This is a genomic window from Rufibacter soli, assembly GCF_054781795.1.
The window spans coordinates 196,052-217,240 of sequence record NZ_BAAGTS010000001.1 but is presented as its reverse complement, the minus strand read 5'-3'; the positions used below and the strand labels follow the sequence as shown (position 1 = coordinate 217,240).

General features: G+C 53.2%; 16 protein-coding genes. 6 read left to right on the top strand and 10 right to left on the bottom strand.

The features are described from left to right. Nucleotides 1–83: 83 nt before the first annotated feature. Nucleotides 84–2,339 (bottom strand): cation:proton antiporter domain-containing protein, encoded by a 2,256-nt coding sequence (locus tag ACYVJQ_RS00900; RefSeq protein WP_460891182.1) that lies wholly within the window; start codon nucleotides 2,337–2,339, stop codon nucleotides 84–86. Between the two features lie 248 nt (nucleotides 2,340–2,587). Further along, nucleotides 2,588–2,986 (bottom strand): hypothetical protein, encoded by a 399-nt coding sequence (locus ACYVJQ_RS00895; protein WP_460891181.1) that lies wholly within the window; start codon nucleotides 2,984–2,986, stop codon nucleotides 2,588–2,590. Nucleotides 2,987–3,234: 248 nt separating this feature from the next. On the opposite strand from ACYVJQ_RS00895, the gene ACYVJQ_RS00890 reads away from it, so the two are divergent. Beyond that, nucleotides 3,235–4,482 carry a cation:proton antiporter gene (locus ACYVJQ_RS00890; protein WP_460891180.1) on the top strand — a complete coding sequence of 416 codons (1,248 nt, stop codon included), beginning with the start codon at nucleotides 3,235–3,237 and terminating at the stop codon, nucleotides 4,480–4,482. 86 nt (nucleotides 4,483–4,568) lie between these two features. Continuing rightward, nucleotides 4,569–5,183, top strand: a complete 615-nt coding sequence (locus tag ACYVJQ_RS00885) for an alpha-ketoglutarate-dependent dioxygenase AlkB family protein (protein WP_460891179.1) — start codon at nucleotides 4,569–4,571, stop codon at nucleotides 5,181–5,183. 137 nt (nucleotides 5,184–5,320) lie between these two features. Here the strand turns inward: ACYVJQ_RS00885 and ACYVJQ_RS00880 are convergent, their stop codons facing one another. After that, nucleotides 5,321–5,824 carry a methylated-DNA--[protein]-cysteine S-methyltransferase gene (locus ACYVJQ_RS00880; protein ID WP_460891178.1) on the bottom strand — a complete coding sequence of 168 codons (504 nt, stop codon included), beginning with the start codon at nucleotides 5,822–5,824 and terminating at the stop codon, nucleotides 5,321–5,323. A gap of 106 nt (nucleotides 5,825–5,930) precedes the next feature. Between ACYVJQ_RS00880 and ACYVJQ_RS00875 the strand changes: the two genes are divergently transcribed. Together ACYVJQ_RS00875 and ACYVJQ_RS00870 are read left to right on the top strand one after the other, a co-directional pair. Further along, nucleotides 5,931–7,280: an FAD-dependent oxidoreductase gene (locus ACYVJQ_RS00875; RefSeq protein ID WP_460891177.1), complete on the top strand. Its 1,350-nt coding sequence runs from the start codon at nucleotides 5,931–5,933 to the stop codon at nucleotides 7,278–7,280. Between the two features lie 103 nt (nucleotides 7,281–7,383). Then, nucleotides 7,384–10,269 (top strand): CHASE domain-containing protein, encoded by a 2,886-nt coding sequence (locus ACYVJQ_RS00870; RefSeq protein ID WP_460891176.1) that lies wholly within the window; start codon nucleotides 7,384–7,386, stop codon nucleotides 10,267–10,269. Between the two features lie 197 nt (nucleotides 10,270–10,466). Here ACYVJQ_RS00870 and ACYVJQ_RS00865 read toward each other — a convergent pair whose 3' ends face one another. The 7 genes from ACYVJQ_RS00865 to asnS form a co-directional block, all read right to left on the bottom strand. Then, a complete protein-coding gene (locus ACYVJQ_RS00865; protein WP_460891175.1) occupies nucleotides 10,467–11,045 on the bottom strand; it encodes a DUF4252 domain-containing protein in 579 nt (192 codons plus the stop codon). A gap of 82 nt (nucleotides 11,046–11,127) precedes the next feature. Beyond that, on the bottom strand, nucleotides 11,128–11,925 hold the full coding sequence (locus ACYVJQ_RS00860) for a LytR/AlgR family response regulator transcription factor (protein ID WP_460891174.1): 798 nt from the start codon (nucleotides 11,923–11,925) through the stop codon (nucleotides 11,128–11,130). 114 nt (nucleotides 11,926–12,039) lie between these two features. Continuing rightward, a complete protein-coding gene (locus ACYVJQ_RS00855; RefSeq protein WP_460891173.1) occupies nucleotides 12,040–13,083 on the bottom strand; it encodes a sensor histidine kinase in 1,044 nt (347 codons plus the stop codon). Nucleotides 13,084–13,147: 64 nt separating this feature from the next. Then, nucleotides 13,148–13,780: a hypothetical protein gene (locus ACYVJQ_RS00850; RefSeq protein WP_460891172.1), complete on the bottom strand. Its 633-nt coding sequence runs from the start codon at nucleotides 13,778–13,780 to the stop codon at nucleotides 13,148–13,150. A gap of 62 nt (nucleotides 13,781–13,842) precedes the next feature. Continuing rightward, nucleotides 13,843–16,002: a TonB-dependent receptor gene (locus ACYVJQ_RS00845; protein ID WP_460891171.1), complete on the bottom strand. Its 2,160-nt coding sequence runs from the start codon at nucleotides 16,000–16,002 to the stop codon at nucleotides 13,843–13,845. 211 nt (nucleotides 16,003–16,213) lie between these two features. After that, complete coding sequence (locus ACYVJQ_RS00840; protein ID WP_460891170.1) at nucleotides 16,214–16,681, bottom strand: hypothetical protein; 468 nt, start codon at nucleotides 16,679–16,681, stop codon at nucleotides 16,214–16,216. 619 nt (nucleotides 16,682–17,300) lie between these two features. Further along, the gene (gene asnS / locus ACYVJQ_RS00835; RefSeq protein ID WP_460891169.1) at nucleotides 17,301–18,689 is read right to left on the bottom strand and encodes an asparagine--tRNA ligase; all 1,389 of its coding nucleotides are present in this window, start codon (nucleotides 18,687–18,689) and stop codon (nucleotides 17,301–17,303) included. Between the two features lie 213 nt (nucleotides 18,690–18,902). Between asnS and rpoN the strand changes: the two genes are divergently transcribed. Continuing rightward, complete coding sequence (gene rpoN, locus ACYVJQ_RS00830) at nucleotides 18,903–20,381, top strand: RNA polymerase factor sigma-54 (protein WP_460891168.1); 1,479 nt, start codon at nucleotides 18,903–18,905, stop codon at nucleotides 20,379–20,381. A 135-nt stretch (nucleotides 20,382–20,516) separates the two neighbouring features. After that, nucleotides 20,517–21,137: a hypothetical protein gene (locus tag ACYVJQ_RS00825; RefSeq protein ID WP_460891167.1), complete on the top strand. Its 621-nt coding sequence runs from the start codon at nucleotides 20,517–20,519 to the stop codon at nucleotides 21,135–21,137. Nucleotides 21,138–21,189 lie beyond the last annotated feature (52 nt).

The window sequence follows — 21,189 nt, the reverse complement described above, 5'->3', positions numbered from 1 at the left end:
AAATAAAAGGAAATCCGTTTTGGGCCTGTTTTTAAGAAAACGGGCCCAAAACGGATTTCTGGTTTATAGAGCGCTGAAACTGGTTAGGCGTTGTGAGGGATAGGGGCGGAGGCGCCTTGGTCATGGAGTTGTTTAATCCGCCAGGGGCTACCCACAATCCAGACAATATCGTCTTCCTCAAAGACCAGTTCAGAAGAAGGGTTGAGAATGCGTTTTCCTCTTTTCTCAATGCCCACAATCAGGCCTTTGGTTTGTTCCCGCACCCCAGATTCCCTAATGGCTTTGTGCAGTAGCGGCGAGGTAGGGGAGATGACCAGTTTCTGCAGCTTTATTTCCTCTTTTTCCAGGGGCAGGCCCTCAGGAGAGCTTTCTTCTTCAATAAACTGCCTGAAATGCTCCATCTGCTCCTCAGACCCAAACACGTAAATCTTGTCATGCGGGAAAATGCGTTCGTTGCGGGTAGGGGCCATGATGGTGGCATCACCACGCTCTATCACGGCCACGTTCATGCCGTACTTTTCGCGCACCTGCAACTCCAGTAGAGATTTGCCTGCCAGGGCAGATTGCGCTGGAATGTCAAAGCTGGTCAAATGCACATCCCAGGGCGTGAGCGAGTGGTGCTTTTTCTGGTTTTCGCTTACCTCGCGGGCATTCAGGTTAGACATGAACCGGTTCTCAATCCTGATGTAGAAATTCTGGATTTTCCTGGAGAAAAAGGCAAGCAATACCAGAATCAACAACCCTACCAACAGTGCCACCTGTACAGACAGGAACCGGTCCAGCAAGAAGGTCACAAACAGAATGGCTACCCCAATCTTAAAGAAAGACAGCACAATAATCAGGCTCCTATAGTTCTTGTTAGCCCAGATGCGGGCCTGCGCTTCTTTCTGGGGGTGATGCATGACCAGGGCCCAAAGAAACGGCGCCATGGCTACCAAAGTAATGACCAAGGTAGTGAGGTTGGCCCAGTGCGGATCTGGAATAAGGTTAGACAAAAACGGCCCCAAATACCGGCCAGACAAAAGCACCAAAGCAATAATGATCACGGAATACACTACCAGGTTGATCACATAAGACTTGAGCACCAGTTGCCAGTCGCTGGTGGTGCTGATGGTCTGGGCTCCGGAACTGTACTCGTTCAGAGAGGCTTTCCAGCGGGTAGGCAATATTTTCTCCAGGGCCAGGTGAAGGGGCTCTGAATACTTGATCATGTAAGGCGTAGAAAAGGTGGTAATGGCAGATACCGCCACCGCCACCGGGTATAGGAAGTCACTGGTTACTTTAAGGGTAAGGCCCAGGGTGGCAATAATGAAAGAGAATTCCCCAATCTGGGACACACTCATGCCAGATTTCAAAGAGGTTTTAAGCCCCTGGCCCGCCACCAGACCGCCGCCGGTAATGCTCAATACCTTGCCTATAATGGTCACCAGCGTGATGATGGCAATAGGCCCCGCATATTCCAAGATCACGGCCGGGTTAATTAGCATACCCACAGACACAAAGAAAATAGCCCCGAACAAATCCTTCACCGAGGAAATAAGGTGTTCTATTTTTTCGGCTTTAGTGGTTTCGGCTAAGATAGAGCCCATGATGAAGGCCCCTAAGGCGGGGGAGAACCCAACCTGTGCCGCCAGAATCACCATTAAGAGGCAGAGCGCCAGAGACACAATAAGCAGGGTCTCATTGTTCATAAGTTTACTGGCCCGTCTAAGGAACGTGGGGATAAGGAAGATGCCGGCCAGAAACCAGACCACCAGAAAGAACGCCAGTTTGAGCACGGCCGCCAGCATCTCAGAGCCCGCAAACTGCTGGCTTACCGCCAGGGTAGAAAGCAAGACCATGAGCAAGATGGCCACCAGGTCTTCTACAATGAGCACGCCAAACACCAGGCCCGCAAAACGCTGCGTCTTCACGCCTAGCTCGTCAAAGGCCCTAATGATAATGGTGGTGGAGGAAATGGAGAGAATACCGCCCAGGAAAATGCTGTCCATGGTAGACCAGCCCATCAACTGGCCCGTGAGGTAGCCCAGCACCAGCATCACCACCACCTCAAAAAAGGCCATGATGGAGGAGGCCCCGCCTACCTTCACCAACTTCTTGAAACTGAATTCCAGCCCCAGGCTGAAGAGCAGGAAGATTACACCAATCTCGGCCCAGATGGTGATGTTCTCGGTTTCAATAACAGTAGGCAGCAACGCAAAGTGCGGCCCTACCAGCAGGCCGGCAATAATGTAGCCCAGCACCAGTGGCTGCTTCAGTTTCTTGAAGATTAAAGTGATGATGCCGGCTGCGGCCAGAATCAGGCCCAGATCTGTGATTAAATGAGGTAAATGGGTCATGCGTTTATTGGAAAACCCCAAGCAGAGCCAAGGTTATAACAGACTTTTATTTAACGTGAAAAGAAATGAAGGGTGGAAGAATTGGGAGAAAACCTTCTTAGCCAAAAGGGCTAGCACCCGCAAGAAAGCGTGCAGGTGGCAAGTGGTTGTCAAAACAGGCATGCTGTTTTTTAGAAGACACAGTTGCTTAATCAGCTCCCAGCCCTCATCTACCACACAGGAATACCTGCCCAAAAGAACGGAAGAACCTAAGGGGCGTTGGGCTGAAGAGAGAAGGGAAGAAGCAGGGCCAACAGGCCTGCCCCAGCCAATACCGGGACTTTCCGGGGCAGGGCAAGGCCTGCTCCCGGAAAGAAGAAATCCGTTAGAAACGAAGAAAAGGCCGGCCCGGCTTTCTGTAGCACCGGCAAAACACTGTTGGTAGCCGGGCGGGCATCTGGGAACGCCGTCACCGCCTGGGCCTTTACCTGTAGGGTGCTGGTTTCATCATTGACGGGGTGGGCCGCAACTACGGCAGACCCTGAACCCGTGAGTAAAAAGGTATAGACGGCTACCTCATGACCAGGCAAAGTGAACGCCCACAGCAGCATCACCCACATGAGTGGGAGCCTTAAAAAATGCCGGGTTATGTTGGTACGGGTGGCCATGGGTCTAGACAAAATTGCAGTTTTTAGGGCAAAAGCACAAACCCAGGGCTGGATAAATACGGTAAAATAGCAGGAAACCCCTTCGGTCAAAGTCCAGAAATACACTCACTTTTTACGCTATTTTATTGAAAACTAGGGCCAAATAGAAAACTGTTTTTTGCGGAAAATACGTATTGGTCAGGGTGGGTTCTTTTTTGGGCCGGTTCTAGTCTCTCATTCTTGCCCCCGGGCAGGCCGGTTGTTATTCTATGAGTGTATTCCTAATCGTTTTTGTAGTGATTGGGGCTTCGGCCCTGGCCATGGCCTGGTTACCGAAGTGGCTGGAAAAGTTTTCTTTCTCCTATGGTATTGTGTTTGTGGTGCTGGGGTATCTGCTGTATATGCTGCCGCTGGGCCTGCCAGAGCCAGATCCTTTGCGCGAGAATGAGGCGGCGCTCCGGCTCTCAGAGATCTGCGTCATTATCACGCTCATGGGCACCGGCATTAAAATCAACCGCAGGTTTACCTTCAAAAACTGGGCAGTGCCTTTCCGGTTGGTGAGCTGGACCATGCTGCTGTGTATTGGGGCTATGGTCCTGATGGGGTGGTGGTGGCTGGGGTTGTCGCTGGCCTCGGCGGTGCTGCTGGGAGCAGCCATGGCGCCCACAGACCCCGTACTGGCCGCCGATGTGCAGGTTGGCCCTCCCAGCGATGAGGTGGAAGACCACGCTCGCTTTTCGCTTACCGCCGAGGCAGGTTTGAATGATGGCATGGCTTTCCCGTTTACCTGGCTGGCCGTCGCCCTGGCCATACATGGCGTAGAGCCCAGTGAATGGCTGGGCAAATGGCTGGCCTATGACCTCTTGTACCGCATTGTGGCCGGCGTGGGCGTGGGCTATTTTTTGGGTCGGTTGCTGGCTTACCTGCTCTTCAGGCTGCCCAAGAAAACCAGGTTCCCTGAAACCCATGACGGGTTTGTGGCCATTGCGGCCACCCTGCTGGTGTATGGCCTCACCGAGATGATCCATGGCTACGGGTTTATTGCCGTTTTCATAACGGGGCTTACCATCAAGAATTATGAGCGCGACTATGAGTACCACCGCGAACTGCATGATTTCACAGACCAGATTGAACGTATCTTGCTGGTAGTGGTACTGCTGCTGTTTGGCGGGAGCCTGGCCCGCGGCCTTCTGGACTCCCTAACCTGGCAGGGCGCGTTGGCCGGGGTTATTTTCGTGTTGGTGGTTCGGCCCCTGGCCGGAATGATGGGGTTATGGGGGGCCAAAGTGCCGCTGCGCGAGAAATGGGTGATTAGCTTTTTTGGGATAAGGGGGATTGGGTCTATTTTTTACCTGACCTTTGGCCTGCAGGAAGCAAAATTTGCTGAGCCAGACCAAATCTGGTCCGTTGCCGGATTTATCATTCTGCTTTCTGTGTTGGTGCACGGCATTCTGGCCACCCCCGCCATGAACTACATAGACAACAGACGCCTACCCAGTGATCTAAAAGTGAAGTAGCCCACGTTATGGAGGACTTTCACGTAAAAAACCGTTTTAAGCCCGTTTTTTAAAAAACAGGCCCAACCGCCCCATTGACTTGTACCATGGATCTTTCCCCTGTATTCAGGCAACAGCACCTTGCCCAGCGTCTGCCCATGCCAGACGCCGAGGTATACCTACTCAAAGATTTTCTTTCTCCGGCCAATGCAACGGGGCTTTTTGAGGCCTTGGAGGCGAAGGCAGCCTGGCGGCAGGAAAAGATAACGCTGTTTGGCCGGCAGATAGACCAGCCCCGCCTCACGGCCTGGTACGCAGACGCCGGCAAAGCCTACACCTACTCGGGCCTTACCTGGGAGCCGTTGCCCTGGCTGCCTGAATTAACCCAACTAAGAAACCAACTGGAAACCTTGACAGGTGCCTCCTTCAATAGCGTTTTACTCAACCTCTACCGCCACGGGCAAGACAGCATGGGCTGGCACGCTGATGATGAACCCGAGCTTGGGCCAAACCCGATCATTGCCTCCATCAGCCTGGGCCAGGAGCGCACCTTCTCTTTCCGGCACCGGCAGCAGAAAGGCCTGAAACAGCAATTGGTTTTACCTTCGGGAAGCCTTTTGTTGATGGCCGGTGAGACACAGCATCATTGGCATCACCAGGTGCCAAAGTCCGCCAAAACGTTAGCGCCCAGAATCAACCTCACGTTCAGGTTTATTGAGTGAGTGAGTGAGTGAGTGAGTGAGTGAGTGAGTGAGTGAGTGGCGCGCCTCTCTTTTCAGGATGACAAAGCAAAAGAGAAGAATAGCACATTAGCTCATTAGCACATTACCATCCATTCTCTCATTCACTCAATCACTCATTAAAATAAAGAAGTCTGGTACACGCCGCTCATCTTGGCCTCATGCTCTAACAACCATTTCTTCCGCCAGAGACCACCGGCGTAGCCTACCAGTTCGCCTTTGGCGCCTATCACGCGGTGGCAGGGCACCAGCACCAGCCAGGGGTTAGCGCCGTTGGCCACGCCCACGGCCCGAACGGCCCCTGGGTTGTCAAAGCGTTTGGCCAGGCCCAGGTAAGTCTCGGTTTTTCCGGGAGCAATCTGCTGCAGCGCCTGCCACACCTGCTGCTGGAACGACGTACCTTGCGGGTGCAAGGGAAGATCAAAGGTCTGGCGGGTGCCGGCAAAATATTCTTCTAGTTGGATAGCGGCTTGTTGCAGGCAGGGGGGCTGGATGGCGCTATCGGTTTCGGGGCCGTTTTCCAGAAAACAGGCTGAAACCAGGTGGCTTTGCGTGGAGGTAAGCTGAAGGGTGCCCAGCGGAGAGGCCAGGTGGAGGACAAACAGGGGCAAAGGAGCGGCCATGGTGCGGGTTTTTCACGAAATTTAACCAAGTTTACTACTTGTAACCGTAAAAGGCAGTATTTTTTGGTAGCTGCGGCGCCAGAAGCAGGATCATAACCGCATATTCATGGAAGAAAACACCCAGTTAAGTGTCATGGGCGGTGGCTTGGTAGGCTGCCTGCTTTCTTTGTATCTGGCCAAGCAAGGCTACCGGGTAAATGTGTATGAGCGGCGCCCAGACCTGCGCCGCACCGACATCGCCGCTGGCCGCTCCATCAACCTGGCCCTGAGTGATCGGGGCTGGCGCGCGCTGGAGACCATTGGCATTTCCGAGGATATCAAGAAGGTAGCCATTCCCATGTACCGCCGGGTCATGCATGACAAAAGCGGGCATCTTTCCTTTCAGCCGTACGGGCAGGAAGGGCAGGCCATTTACTCGGTTTCGCGCGGCGGCCTGAACCAGGCGCTGCTGGACTTAGCTGAGGCCCAGCCTACCATCTCACTGCATTTTCAGCAACAAGTACTGGAGGTAGAGGTAGCCACCAATAAAGTAACCATGCTGGACAACAGCGCCGGCCAGGAATACCACATCACTCCAGACGTGATTTTTGCCGCAGACGGCGCCTACTCTATGGTGCGGCTCTCGCTCCAGAAAACAGACCGGTTCAACTATGAGCAAAGCTACCTGGATTACGGCTACAAAGAACTCACTATTCCGGCCGCGGCCGATGGTACTTGGCAGTTAGAGAAAAACGCGCTGCATATCTGGCCCCGCGGCCAGTACATGATGATTGCCCTGCCCAACATAGACGGCTCCTTTACCTGTACGCTGTTTTTCCCTTATGAAGGTGAGCCCTCCTTCCAATCGCTCAAGACCGAAGACCAGGTGCATAGTTTCTTCCGGGAGGTTTTCCCGGATGTGACGGCGCTCATGCCAGAACTGGCCCAGGAATTTTTTGAGAACCCCACCGGCTCCCTGGTCACCCTAAAATGCTTCCCGTGGAGTAGTGCCGGCAAAATACTGCTCTTAGGCGATGCCGCCCACGCCATTGTGCCCTTCTACGGCCAGGGCATGAACGCCGGCTTTGAGGACTGCACCGTTTTGCGTGGCCTGCTGGAAGAGCACCCCGGTCAGTGGGAAGCCATTTTCAAGGCGTTTGAAGAAGTGCGTAAGCCCAACACAGACGCCATTGCCGATCTGGCCGTCTATAACTTTATTGAGATGCGCGACAAGGTAGCCGACCCGCGGTTCCTGCTCCAGAAGAAAATAGAGGCCAAGATAACCGCCCAATACCCAGATGCCTGGTTGCCTTTGTATTCCATGGTGACCTTTTCCCCAGATCTGCCGTATGCCCAGGCACTGGCCAACGGGCAGCGGCAAGAGGAAATGATGCGCCAGTTAATGGAATATATCCAGACGGAGGAAGATTATGACCGCCCCGAGGTACAGGCTTTCCTGCAGGAGAACCTCGCGTAGGACTTTTCTGTTTTAAGGCCATTTTTGGGAAAACAGGCCCCAAACGCCATTGCCGCCCTTGGAATGCCCTTTGACGGATGTAGCTGATGAGACGTAATTACACATGATATTCTCCCGCTTAAAAGATTATTACCTGGCACTGGGGTCCTTCATATTGGTGTTGGGGATAACCCTGTACGCCTACTATGTCTCCCGGACCAATGACCAGGCCCAGGACAAGCAATTGTTTGAGATAAGGAAGGTACAGATAAAAGGTACCCTGGAGCGGCGCATGGGCTATTACCTGCAAATCCTGAAAGGGGTGAACGGCCTGTTTGCGGCCTCAGATACCGTTACGCGCCGTGACTTCCAGCAGTACCTGAGCACCCTGCAGGTGACGGCCAATTACCCGGGGGTGCAGGGCATCGGCTTTGCCGTGATGGTGCCCCCAGAGAAATTGACCTCTTTAGAGCGGCGGGTGCGGGCAGAGGGCTTCCCTGATTTTGAGGTAAGGCCGGCCGGGCCCCGCACAGAATACTCCTCCATTATCTTCCTGGAACCCATGAACGCGCAGAACAAGCGCGCCTTTGGGTTTGACATGTTCAATGAGCCCCTTCGGCGGGAAGCCATGGAGGCCGCCCGGGACTTTAACCTGCCCGCCATGACCGGCAAGGTGAAACTGGAGCAGGAAGGAAGAACCAACGTGCAGCCGGGTATTTTAATCTACATGCCCGTGTATTTTGGCGGTGTAGACCCCATAGACCTCATGGAGCGCAGAAACCGGCTGAAAGGGTTTGTGTACGCGCCTTTCAGGGCCATAGACCTCTTCAACAACACCATAGGCAAGGAGTTTACAGATGTGAGCGTGGCCATTTATGATGGCAAGGAAATCACACCAGAGGCGCTTCTCTACAGCAACGAAAGTTCCAGTGAAAAGCTGGACAGCAGCGGCAAACTGCTGGTAGCCACAGACAAGGTGCGCATTGCCGGCCGCACCTGGACCATCCATTACCAGGCCAACCGCACCTTCTCCAACCAGCCGGGCCTGGACGAGCACAACCTTATCTTGCTGGGCGGCGGCATCATCAGCTTGCTGATCTTCTTTGTGATCTGGTCTTTGCAGCGCTACCTGCTGTCTAACAAACTCACCAACCTGATCACCAGAAACACCACGGCCGGTATCTTTATGCTGGATGACCGCGGCTACTGTACGTTCCAGAACCCGGGGGCTGAGCGCCTTCTGGGCTACTCTCTGGAAGAACTAAAATCCAAACCTTTGTATGAATGGGTGCACCAGGGGCAGGAGCCGGGCAACCTGGCCCCGGAACTGGTCTCGCAACGGGCCTTCACCTTTGAGGACTCTTTTGTGCGGCATGACGGCACCAGTATTCCGGTTTCCTGCGCCACTCGTTTTGTGAAGCAAGGCGGCGAGGTAGTGGGCCATATTCTGGAGGTGCGGGACGTGACCGAGGAAAAACGCGCCCAGAAAGCCATGCTGGAAAGTGAGGCTCGGTTCCGGAATATGGCAGACAGCGCCCCGGTCATGATCTGGATCACAGACCAGGAAAACAACTGCCTCTACATAAACCGCCAGTGGCTCAAGTTCACCGGTTCTACCCTGGACCAGAACCTGGGCAAAGGCTGGGAACAGTTCTTCCACCCCGAAGACATGCCGCGCATTGCCCAGGTATACCAACAGGCCCTTTTGGCCCACGAAGAATTCAACCTGGAGTTCAGGCTACGCCGTGAAGACGGCAATTACCGGGGCATGATGGCCTCCGGTATTCCGCGGTTTAGTGCAGAAGGCGAATTTATGGGCTACATCGGCTCTGCCATTGACATCAGTGACCGCCTTAAAATGGAGCGGAAGCTAAAGCAAAGCGCTGACACGTTGCAAAAAATCTTCATGCAGGTACCGGCTATTGTGGGGTTGGTGAGAACAAAGGATCTCAAATACACCCTTGTAAATGCCTACCTAACCAACCTGTACGGCGGAAAAGCCCAGGTGGGAACCGTGGCGACAGAATCTTTGCCAATGGCCCGGCGCGAGAAGTTCAAGGAATCCATTACGCGTATTGCCCAAACCGGTGAGCCCTATATTGGCCAGGAGGTTCCCATTCCGTTTGAGCAGCCCGGGGGGCAGGACGAGGTACGCTACTTTAACATGGTGTATGAGCCCATCTTTAGTGGCAGCGGCAAGGTAGAGTCTGTTTTGACCTTTGCCGTAGAGGTAACCGAGCAGGTGAAAAGCCGGGAGCAGCTGTCTTCCATTAATGAGGAACTGAACAGCAAAAACAACGAGCTCATCAGAATCAACAATGACCTGGATAGCTTCGTGTACACGGCTTCCCATGATTTGCGGTCGCCGCTGGCTAACCTGGAGGGGCTCACAGCCGCCTTGCTGGAAAGTTATGAGGAGAAAGAGGGCAAATCTGAAGAGCAGCTCCTGCTGCAGATGGTGGCCTCTTCCATCACTAAGCTGAAGGGGACCATCCATGACCTGACTGAGATCACCAAGGTGCAGAAAGACCTGGACTCCCAGGCAGAGGTGCTTTCTTTTGCTGAGGTCCTGGAAGGGGTGGAGGAAGACATTGCGCCCATGATCAAGGAAGCAGGCGTGGTGCTGGATACCTCCTTTGAAGTTCCGCAATTGCGGTACGCCCGCAAGAACCTGCGCAGCATTCTGTATAACCTGGTGTCTAACGCGGTAAAGTACCGCAACCCAGAGGTGCCATTGCAGGTGGCGGTGGGTACCCGCCGCGAAAACGGGTTTGTGGTGCTAACGGTAGAAGACAACGGCTTGGGCATACGGCTAGACCAGCAGGAAAAACTGTTCACTATGTTCCGGCGGTTCCACTCCCACGTGGAGGGTACTGGCATTGGTCTCTACATTGTAAAACGCATCATAGAAAACAACGGCGGCCGTATTGAGGTAAGCAGCGAGCCCGGCCGGGGCAGTAAGTTCACCGTTTATTTCAAGGAAGTAACCTCTCCAGAAGAGAACCAATAAGAAAGGGAGAATCCCGTTTTGGGCTTGTTTTCTGAAAAACAGGCCCAAAACGGGATTCTCCCTTTGAACGCTTTTCTAGTCTCTGCCAACCTCCAGATATACTGCCAGAGCAATCCTGTAGGCTTAACCGATTACGGCACGGACCTCCATCTGGAGAAAAGCTGGTTACGGGTATTTTTTACATCCTTCTTCGCTTCTTATTCCAACAGTGGAAGAAACACCTCTGGATCTATCTTTTGGAGCATCTGCTCTACCTGGCGGCGGGTAAAGCGGCCATTGATCTGGAGCATGAGAAAAGAGTTGCCGTACTTGCGGTAGCCCACTATTTCCTGTACCTGGTCTTGGGCGGCACGCATTTTAAACTGTAATGCGCCCGGGTTGTCCAGAACCACCGGTAGGTTCTCGTAATTTTCTTTGGTCAATACCTGGTCCAGTTCTTGGGTAAGGCCGCTTTCCAGTAACCGTTGCGCCTTTCTGTTGGTGGGGGTAAAGGAGAGCACCCGCATAGAGGTGATGTTGGCTAGAGCCGCCCGGGTGGTGGTATCTGCCGCATCCTTGGGAAGAAGGTAGCGGGTAACCAGCCCTACGGGAAGCGTGGTGCCTTTAAAGCCTGCCTCGTTTTTATATTTCTGGTAAAAGTCTGCCGTGGTTTGGGCCGGGGGCAGGTTACGGGTACTGCTGCAGCCGGCAAAAATAAAGAGAACAACCCCGGCAAAGAAAAGCAAGAGGCTGTTTAATAGAGCAGTAGGGAAGGAACGGGAAGATAGGTTTTGCATAGAACTTTCTGTTTTTAACCTCTTTTACGGGAAACAGGCCCAAAACGCTTTCTTCCCTCCGCTGTGCGTCTTTGGTCGGTTTTTACCCATCTAGCCAGGTCCGGAACGCGCCCACCCGCTCGCGGCTCACCAGCACTTCTTCCTGAGGGTGGTGGCGCAGCAAGACCTTCAGGCGGCTGTTGGTGTACTGCACAATGTCTTGAATGGCCTTGAGCTGCACCAGATAGCCCCGGTTTACCCTAAAGAAACGCTGCGGGTCTACCAGTTGCTCCAGCTGTTCCACGCTATAATCCAGGGCAAAGCGCCGGTTGTCTGCCGTCTGCAGAAAGGTAGCTTTCTCAAAAGAGTAGAAGAAATCAATGTCCTCCACCGGAATGGCCCGCAAATGCTCCCCAACTTTTAAGACAAACCTGTTCTTGTAGGCTGGCGCCGATGGGTTCTGTAATTGCTGCAGGGCCTGTTGCAGTAACTGGAGTTGGGGGAGGTCGGCGCTTGGTGGGGTGACAGCGGCCGGGGCCGAGGTGAGGCGCTGCCATTTCTGGAGGGCCTGGGCCAGCTCTTCGTCGTCAATGGGTTTGAGCAGGTAATCAATGCTGTTGGCTTTGAAAGCACGCAGGGCGTAGGCGTCAAAGGCGGTGGTGAAAATAATGGGGCAGGTTACCTCCACCTGGTCAAAGATCTCAAAGCTAAGCCCATCTGCTAGCTGAATGTCAAAGAACGCCAGGTCTGGGGCTGGTTGCTCTTTGAAATAGGCCACTGCCTCCTGCACCGAGGCCAGTTGGGCTACTACGGTCACCGGAACCTGGGTTTGGGCCGTCAGGAGCCTGGCCAGCCTATTGGCCGCCAGCGGTTCATCTTCTATAATTAATGCCTTGCGCATGGGTAGGTTCATGGTCTGGTTTTGCCCTGTTTTTTGAAAAGTAGCTCTAAAACGCACCCAGCGGGAAAGTGCATGGCGGGGAGTGGTGGGGCTGCCGTTTCTGCCGTGCCGGTTCTACTGAAAGGACAGGAGCGGAAGCCGTACGGTAAAAGCGGCATCTGTCTTTATGATATCCATTTTTCTGTCTGTGAGCATTTCGTAGCGGGCCTGAATGTTAGGCAACCCCAGCCCACTGGGCGGTTCATGCTGGCTTTTGGGTTGCAGGTTGTTTTCTACCACCAGGTAATCAGCTGCCAGGGCCACGGTAATATGCAGGGGTTCTTTGGCCCAGGCCCGGTTATGCTTAACAGCGTTCTCCAGCACCGTTTGCAGGGCCAGGGGAGGTACCTGAAACGAGGATGGCACCTGGGCAGGTAAGGTGACCTGTAACCCCTCCCCGTGCCTGATCTGCTGCAGAAACACATACTGCCGGGCAAACTTGAGTTCCTCCTCCAGGGGCACCACTTCTTTATATTGAGAATCCAGCACGTAGCGGTACACGCTGGAGAGTTGTTTGATGAAGGTCACGGCCAGGTCTGGTTCCTCATGTACCAGGCTGGCCAGGGCGTTGAGGCTGTTGAACAGAAAATGGGGATTCACCTGGTTTTTAAGCGCCTCATACCGTGAGAGTGCGTGTTCTTTCTTTAATCGTTCTGTGCTCACGGCAGATTCCCGCCACCCGTTCAAAAAGGCCACCGCATGAACGGTCATGGTAATGATAAAGGTGACAATCATCTGGGTAATCATTGCCCACCGTACCGCCTCGGTACCCAGGTACTGGAAGTTGCGCTGCGGAATCAACACATACCAGGTCCAGTTCACCAGAAGAATAACCCCTGCAGAATAGACAAAGACCGCCAGCACCGTTACCAGAAAACGCTTTAAAGGAGTCTTGGTCCAGGAAACCCACCGATTAAGGTTATTGCTCAGGAAGCCATTGCCCAGCCATAGCAAAGAGAACAGGCAGAAGGCATACAGGAAATTATATAGGGCCTTGCCCGAGTCTGAATAGCAGCTCTGGCATACCAGCATCACCTGCACCACGGCCAGCAGGACAAACAGCAGCAGCCACTTTAGAACAGAGAGCAGACGCGTGGTAGGAATACCAAAAGGAGACATAGCCGGAAGGTAAGAATTTTAGCCGGTAGATGCTGCCCGGCCAATAGACCAGGGCCGCAAAAGGTTATTGGCATTTCGCCAGCAACGCCAGGGCATTCTGCTCTCCCCAGTTAGGAGACAGGGCCTGCGCCGGTTTAAAAGTGCTGTATTTTTCCTTGGCCATCACCAGAATTGGTTTAGCCGCCTCTGGTCCTCCTCCAAACATTTTGGGCGTGTTAAAGGTGTTCTGCCCCAGCAGGAAATAGACCCGTGGGTTGTGGGGGTTCAGTTGTTTGGCTTTGTCAAGGGAGGCAGCGGCCAGGCCGGCATATTTCATGCCCCGAGTCATGGGGGAAACCACCAGGCGCGCCTGGTGCAGGTAGGCTTGCAGGGCATACAGTTCAGATTCTTTGGGCTGCAGTTTGAGGGCGCGGTCAAGGTAGGTCTGGGCTTTGTCTAAGACGGCATCACGTTGGGTATCCTCCTTCAATAGGAAACTGAGGCCTGTGCCAGCATAGGCGGCATAGTACGCCGGAAGCCATTCCTTAGATTCTGCCTCGGCTATGCGTTGCAATTTGTTTACCAGGGGTTGGGTTTCTGCAGCTGTTTTAGCCGTCCTGAGTTGCTGTATGGTTTCTGTAAGGGCTGGCTGGTAGGTTGCCTGCGCCCGGGCGAAAAGGGTGATGAAGAGAAACGGAAGTAAGAGTAATTTTTTCATGATGGTCTGTTGTGAAGGCGTTTTTAAAGATACAAGGTGAAACCAAGGGTTTAGAACAGGTTTTATTTTTTAGCGTCATTAATGGAAAGGAGCAGCGCCACCAGGGCAAAGCGCTTGGCACCGGGCTCCACCGGTTGTGAGGCAAATACCCCAGCTGCATCTGGCGCAGAGGCGTAGCGGTAGCCAAACACGTTCTCGCGGCCCAGCAGGTTGTTGCAAGACGCATGCAGAATGAGGGAATGGCCTTTTAGGGTGGTGAGATAGCTGGCGTTCAGGCTCAGGTCCTGGTAGCTTTTGGTATGGCTCTGCTGAAAGCCCTCCAGGTTGGGATTATGGAAGGGCCTGCCGCTGGTGTAGCTGGCGGTGGCCCCCACGTAGGTCTTGATAGGGAAAATCATCTGCTTGTACACCAGATTCACGTTGTGGGTAGAGGCAAAACCAGGCTGTGCGGCCACCGGGTACCCTTTGTACAGGCGCTTGCTCCCCAACAGGGAGTAAGATACCCAGTAGTCAGCCCCTTTCAAAGTCTTTTGGTCACGCCAGAAGATTTCCACGCCCCGGGCATAGCCGTGGCCGCCATTGGTCATCTCAGTGGCCTGCTGCAGTAGGGGCGCGTTGTACCTGATCAGGTTTCGGTACTCTTTGTAATAGCCTTCTACCCGCAGGGTGCGCTTGTTGGCGGTGCGCTGGTAATTGAGAATATAGTGCGTAGCGCGCTCAAAGGTGAGCGGTTGGCGGTATTTGAGAAAATCATTTTCGGGGGTCTGGTAAAAATGCCCATAGGCAAAAGAGACCTGCCCATAGGTACTTACCTGGTAGGCCAGGGCCAGCCGCGGGGAGAGCGCATTTTGGGTCAGAAAAGTAGAACGCTCCCAACGCACGCCCGGGCGGGCCACCAGTTTCTCGCCCAGGTACACATCGGCCTCGGCAAAGCCGGCCAAGTTCTGGTCTGCTACCATTGCGGTTCTCTGGTCAGGCTCCAGGCCAGACTGGTACTTTTGCCCATACCCGCGTACCTGTACTTCAAGGCCGGTGCGCAGGGTCACGGAGTGGTGCAGGTCTCTGATCATGACGGCCTTTCCGGTCCAGGAATTCTGGTGGGTGTGGAGGTGGGCATTTCCGGCGGTAAGGTCATCAACGGTGTGGGTAAAGGCCATGCCCGTCTGCAGCGTCCATTTTTCCTGAAAGACCTCTTCATAGGTGCTGTTCAAGAACAGGTTACGGTTGCGCACGTCAATGGGGGTAGGGGCGGTGGGTTGGTCCAGGTTGGATTGATGCAGGGCCAGGTGGCTATCTGCGTAGGTGCCGTAAAGTTTTAAGAGGCCGGTGGCCGAAGGCTTGTGGCGGAACACCAGGCTCCCGGATTTGGTCTCGGGCATGTGCTGCCATTTCTGCCGTTGGGGTACCAGGCTCATGTAGGGCTGCAGGTTGGTGTACTCGCCAGAGACCGCCAGCGAGGTGTTCTCCCAGCGCTTGGTCCGGGATAGGCTGGCGCCCACGCTCATGAGGGAGATTCCCGTCTGGGACTCCTCGGCCAGGTCCTGGCTCTGGAGCAGCAAGGCAGAGGACAGGGCCTGGCCGTATTCAGCGGAGAACCCACCGGAACTGAACGCCATGCCGCTGAACAGGAAAGGGGAGAACCTGCCCCGGGCGGGTACGTCTGGCACGCTGGCATTGTAGGGGTTGGCCACCAGCAGCCCGTCAATAAAGGTTTTAGATTCATGGCTGTCACCGCCGCGCACGAACAGTTTGCCTTCCTCGCCTACCTTCTGGGTGCCGGGTAAGGTATTGATAGCGCCCATGATGTCAGCAGATGCGCCGGCGGTGGTGACAATGTCCCGCGAACTAAGCAGGGCGCTCCGTTTTTCGTCACTGGCCTCAAACGCCCCGGCCGTAATCATAACAGTCTGTAGTTGCCGTTGGTCTGCTTTCAGGATTAGGTGTAGCGCAGGTACGGGCTGGCTCAGGTTTACCTGTTTCTCCAGTGGGCTGTACCCTAAAAAGCTAATCACTAAAATTTGGATGCCGGTTTCGTTGGTGGTGAAAGAAAAGGAACCAGTCATATCTGTAGAGGTGCCATCATACAGGCCTTTGAGGTACACATTGGCCCCAATGACCGGTTGGCCAGCACCGTCCTGTACCTGGCCTTTCAAAGCAGTCTGGGCTTGCCCCGAAAAGCTGGCCAGGGTAAGTAACAGGGAAAGGATGGAGAGGGTTTTCATAGCGGTTTCTCTTAGTTTCTGAACAAAGATGAACCGCTAGGAAAGGGAATAAAATTAAAACAGGATGAACTGTAGCAGGAGCTGGATGAACTGTAAAAGCAGTGGTATGGGCTGCTTTTTGGTTTTGGCTTAATTTTGTGAAAACAGCTTTAAAACAGGAAGAGCCCGCATTTGCGGGCTCTTCCTGTTTTATATTGGTTATGGAAGGAGTCTATTTGATGTTAGAAGCCACTGCTCTGTCTTTAGAGGCCATTTTACGGGCTTCAGCTTTTTCTTTCAGGTCCATGGCGCGCTCGGCGGCGGCAATTTTTCTGTTTTCTTCTTTTTCTTTCATGGCCAGTTTAGCCATTTTCTCTTTCTCTTTCAGGGCCAGGGCTTTTTCTTTCATAGCCTCTTTTTTCTCCTGCTCTTTCTGCTTCAAAGTAGCCATTCTTAACTTCTCAGCTTCTTTTCTGGCGCTTTCTTTTTGGTACATAGCCTCATCCAGGGCTGCGTACTTGGCATCCAGTTGCGCCTCGCGGGCAATTTGTTTCTGCTTGGCTAATTCCTTACGCTCTTTTTCTTTCTGCTTGGCCAGTTCTTTACGCTCCTGCTCTTTCTCCTTCATCTGCGCCATGCGCTCTTTCTGGGTTTGCTTTGCAGTCTGGGCAAAGGAAGTGCCTGATAACAAGGCTGACATAAACACTAAAAGAAGTAGACGTGTTAGCATAATGTTGATTATTTTAGTTTTGTTTGTTTGTTTGGTGTTGTAAATTAAAAGACAAATTCACTACAATCCAAAATGTTAAATAAAAAAATCATTTTAAAGTTAACTATTTGTAAAATTTAAGGTTGATGGCAGCGTTATAAGGTTAACAGCTTCAGAATCAACTAGACTGTAAGCAACTTGTACGGCAGTTTTTAACCTTTGACCGGGTTTAGAGCCAAATTCTATAAAAAAAATCAGAATAGCCTGTGGTTTTGCCAAGTCCCCTTGGTTCTCAAAGCCTTACTGGCTTAAAAGACTATTTTCAAGATGTTAAAAAAGGTAAAGTATATTGAAGTATCGTTATATTAAGCTATATCAATATTAAGTGGAGTGCTTGGCCCATGAGCGCTAGTTAAATCTGGATTATTTTTGAAAACAGGAAGTGCGGGAAGCTAGGGTAAAACGTGTATCCAAAACGTAGGCCACTGATTTCGCCTAGGATCTCCTTTTGCGTTTTAAGCCCGGTTTTCTGAAAACAGGCCTAAAACAGCACGGCCCGGTTGCGGGTAGCAACCGGGCCGTGTAGGAAGTAACAGGTCTAGAGACCGTATTAAAAGTCTGCGCTCTTAGGGTAACGTGGGAAAGGAATCACGTCTCTGATGTTACCCATGCCGGTCACAAACAGAAGCAGACGCTCAAAGCCTAACCCGAATCCGCTGTGCGGTACAGAACCAAAGCGGCGGGTATCCAGGTACCACCACATTTCCTTTTCCGGGATATGCATTTCCTGCATGCGTTTCACCAGTTTCTCGTAGTTTTCCTCCCGCTGGGAGCCGCCAATGATCTCGCCAATACCCGGGAACAATACGTCCATGGCGCGCACGGTCTGGTTGTCATCATTCAGCTTCATGTAGAAAGACTTAATGTCTTTGGGGTAATTGGTCAGAATCACCGGTTTCTTGAAGTGCTTCTCTACCAGGTAGCGCTCGTGCTCGCTCTGCAGGTCGGTACCCCACTCCACTTTGTATTCAAATTTCTGCTTGGCGTCAATGAGAATTGCCACGGCCTCTGAGTAGGTCAGGCGCTGGAAATCATTCTCCACCACAAAAGACAGACGGTTCAGCAGTTCCTTGTCATACATGTCGTTCAGGAACTGGAGGTCATCTGGGCAGTGGTCCAGGGCGTAGCGGACCAGGTACCGCAGGAAGTCCTCGGCCAGGTCCATGTTGTCTTCCAGCTCATAGAAAGCCATCTCAGGCTCCACCATCCAGAACTCCGCCAGGTGGCGGCTGGTGTTGGAATTCTCTGCCCTGAAGGTAGGCCCGAAGGTGTAGATCTCAGACAGGGCCATGGCGGCCACCTCGCCCTCCAGCTGCCCAGACACGGTCAGGTTGGTAGAGCGGCCAAAGAAATCCTCAGAGAAATCAACCGAGCCGTCTTCAGTGCGTGGTGGGTTTACCGGGTCCAGGGTAGTCACCCGGAACATCTGGCCTGCACCTTCCGCGTCTGAGGCGGTAATAATGGGGGTATGAATGTAGAAGAACCCGTTGTGGTTGAAATAGCGGTGAATGGCGTAGGCCATGGCGTGCCGAATGCGCAATACCGCGCCAAACGTGTTGGTTCGGGGACGCAGGTGGGCAATCTCGCGCAGGAACTCCAGCGAGTGGCCTTTCTTCTGCAGAGGGTAAGTCTCAGGGTCGGCGGTACCTAAGATTTCAATGTGCTTGGCCTGAATCTCCACGGTCTGGCCTTTGCCCTGGCTTTCTACCAGCGTACCCAACACAGAAACGCTTGCCCCGGTGGTAACGTCACGTAAACCTTCGTCTGTGAAGAGCGTCATGTCTGCCACCACTTGGATATTATTGATGGTAGAGCCGTCGTTCACGGCAATAAAGGTCACATACTTGTTGCCGCGCTTGGTGCGCACCCAACCTTTTACCAACACTTCCTGCCCGCTGGCGGGCGTCTTGAGCAATGCGTTTACTTTAATTCGTTTCATGTTGTTTCTCGTATCTGGTAGCACGTATCAAGTAGCACGTACTTTTTACCTTTGCAAAGGTAAGTAGCAAGAAGCAAAAAATTAATTTAAAAGAAGAGTCTTGCTCCTACTTGATCCCTCGGGCTCTGGCGCGATTAACCTTTTTTGCAAACCGGTAGTAAAAAACCATAACTTTGGCCTAGTCCGCGCTTATAGGACCCGGTGCTTTGACCTATGCAGAGACTTGACTTAAAACAACTTTTATCGCAGAAGCTGTCGCCGCAGCAGATCCAGTTCATTAAACTGTTGCAGGTGCCTACCGCTGAGCTGGAGGCCCGCATCAAAGAAGAACTGGAGGTAAACCCTGCCCTGGAGGAAGGCGATACCGCTGATGAGCCCACAGACAATGATGATTCCAGCAGTGATGCCGATGACGACTTCGACAACACCGAGGATGATTTTGCCGAAGACGAAGCCCGCCGCGACGATGACGACGTCAATATAGAGGACTACCTCAACGACGACGAGATTGCCGGCTACAAGATGCAGGGCGACGGTCCCGGCGACGAAGAGGACCGCGAGATGCCCATCGCGTTTACCGGTTCCCTTACCGATGCCCTCATGGACCAACTGGGCTTCCTGAACCTCAACGAGAAGCAACTGGCCATTGGCGAGCAACTCATTGGCTCCATTGACCAGGACGGTTACATACGCCGCGACCTGCAAGCCATCTCCAATGATCTGGCCTTTTCCCAGAACATAGACGCCTCTGAAGAGGAGATACTAGACGTGCTGCGCCGCATCCAGGCCTTTGACCCGCCCGGCATTGCCGCCCGTGACCTGCAGGAGTGCCTCTTGCTGCAACTGGAGCGCCGCGAACCAGATGAGGTCACAGAGGTATCCGAGCAGATCATTCAGGAGACTTTTGACGAGTTCACCAAGAAGCACTACAGCAAGATACAGCAGAAGCTGGAGCTGGAAGACCATGAGCTAAAGGCCGCCATTGACCTTATTCTCAAGCTCAACCCCAAGCCCGGCGGGACCGGCGGCGCCACGCGCATCCAGTACGTGATCCCAGACTTCATCATCACCAATGAAGACGGGCAACTACAATTGAGCCTGAACGCACGCAACGCCCCAGACCTGCGCATTTCCCGCTCGTACGCCGACATGTTTGACGCCTATGACAAAAGCGCCAAAACCGACAAGAAACTGAAGGAGACGGTCACCTTTGTCAAGCAGAAGCTGGATGCTGCCAAGTGGTTTATTGACGCGATCAAACAGCGCCAGAATACCCTGCTGCGCACCATGGAAGCCATTCTGCGCCGCCAGTATGACTATTTCCTGGAGGGCGATGAAAGCAAGCTCAAGCCCATGATCCTCAAAGACATTGCCGAGGATATTGGCATGGACATCTCCACGGTGAGCCGGGTGGCCAACAGCAAAAGCGTGCAGACCGAGTTTGGGATTATCCCGCTCAAATTCTTCTTCTCTGAGGGTATTGCTACTGATGCCGGCGAGGACGCCAGTAGCCGTGAGGTGAAAGCCATCCTTAAAGACATTATTGAGGCCGAGAACAAGCGCAAGCCCCTCTCTGATGACAAGATTGAGAAGATGCTTAATGAGAAAGGCTACAACATCGCCCGCCGCACCGTTGCCAAATACCGCGAACAGCTCAATATTCCCGTAGCCCGCCTTCGCAAAGAACTGTAGGAAGCAAAGCTTCTAATTAGGAATTAATAATTGAGAATAGATACATGATTTTGACACCCGCACATTAACAGAGGAAGTTCTCCTAAGAGCCAACTCCTGATTCTGAATTCTCAATTCCTAATCCTTCATTTAAAAGTGAATTCTCGTCTCGCAACGGTGCTTTCCGTGCTTTTTCACCCGTTGCTGCTGCCCACCTACCTGTTTGTGCTGCTGCTGTACTACCTGCCGCCGGAGGTGTTTGCCTACCCGCCTGCAGGCCGGCGGCTGATTGTGGTGCTGGTGTTCATTCTCACGTTTTTGCTACCTGTATTCGGTACTTTGCTTCTGCAGCAGGCTGGGGTGGTCGCCTCGCTTACCTTAGATGCCCGCACTGACCGTCGCTGGCCGCTGGCCGTGGCTGCCGTCTGCTACACGGTTCTTACCGTCTTGTTTTTCAGGATGCCTTTCTTTGATTACCTCTTCTGGATGGTCATGGCCGTCATCACAGCATCCGTGTATCTTACGCTTGTCATCAATCAGTTCTGGAAGATAAGTGCGCATAGCATAGGCCTGGGCGGCGTGTTGGGCTTGTTGGTGTTGCTCCATAACTTGCTGCCAGAGACCTATTTGCTGTACCCGGTGCTGGCGGTGTTGGTCATCAGCGGGGCGGTCATCTCGGCACGGCTGGCCCTGGGTGCCCATACCATTAAACAAGTGTACACCGGTTTCTTTCTGGGGTTCCTGTTAGGCATTAGCCTATGGGGCGTTGCCCTGTAAGGGCGTTTTAAGGCCGTTTTTGCCAAAACAGGCCTAAAACGCACGCTAAGCG

Coding starts and splice junctions, on each gene's coding strand:
- ACYVJQ_RS00900 (WP_460891182.1), bottom strand. CDS start 2,339: ATGACCCATTTACCTCATTTAATCACAGATCTGGGCCTGATTCTGGCC.
- ACYVJQ_RS00860 (WP_460891174.1), bottom strand. CDS start 11,925: ATGCGCAAGGCATTAATTATAGAAGATGAACCGCTGGCGGCCAATAGG.
- ACYVJQ_RS00855 (WP_460891173.1), bottom strand. CDS start 13,083: ATGTCTCCTTTTGGTATTCCTACCACGCGTCTGCTCTCTGTTCTAAAG.
- asnS (WP_460891169.1), bottom strand. CDS start 18,689: ATGAAACGAATTAAAGTAAACGCATTGCTCAAGACGCCCGCCAGCGGG.
- ACYVJQ_RS00880 (WP_460891178.1), bottom strand. CDS start 5,824: ATGGCCGCTCCTTTGCCCCTGTTTGTCCTCCACCTGGCCTCTCCGCTG.
- ACYVJQ_RS00875 (WP_460891177.1), top strand. CDS start 5,931: ATGGAAGAAAACACCCAGTTAAGTGTCATGGGCGGTGGCTTGGTAGGC.
- ACYVJQ_RS00845 (WP_460891171.1), bottom strand. CDS start 16,002: ATGAAAACCCTCTCCATCCTTTCCCTGTTACTTACCCTGGCCAGCTTT.
- rpoN (WP_460891168.1), top strand. CDS start 18,903: ATGCAGAGACTTGACTTAAAACAACTTTTATCGCAGAAGCTGTCGCCG.
- ACYVJQ_RS00850 (WP_460891172.1), bottom strand. CDS start 13,780: ATGAAAAAATTACTCTTACTTCCGTTTCTCTTCATCACCCTTTTCGCC.
- ACYVJQ_RS00890 (WP_460891180.1), top strand. CDS start 3,235: ATGAGTGTATTCCTAATCGTTTTTGTAGTGATTGGGGCTTCGGCCCTG.
- ACYVJQ_RS00840 (WP_460891170.1), bottom strand. CDS start 16,681: ATGTCAGCCTTGTTATCAGGCACTTCCTTTGCCCAGACTGCAAAGCAA.
- ACYVJQ_RS00865 (WP_460891175.1), bottom strand. CDS start 11,045: ATGCAAAACCTATCTTCCCGTTCCTTCCCTACTGCTCTATTAAACAGC.
- ACYVJQ_RS00885 (WP_460891179.1), top strand. CDS start 4,569: ATGGATCTTTCCCCTGTATTCAGGCAACAGCACCTTGCCCAGCGTCTG.
- ACYVJQ_RS00870 (WP_460891176.1), top strand. CDS start 7,384: ATGATATTCTCCCGCTTAAAAGATTATTACCTGGCACTGGGGTCCTTC.
- ACYVJQ_RS00895 (WP_460891181.1), bottom strand. CDS start 2,986: ATGGCCACCCGTACCAACATAACCCGGCATTTTTTAAGGCTCCCACTC.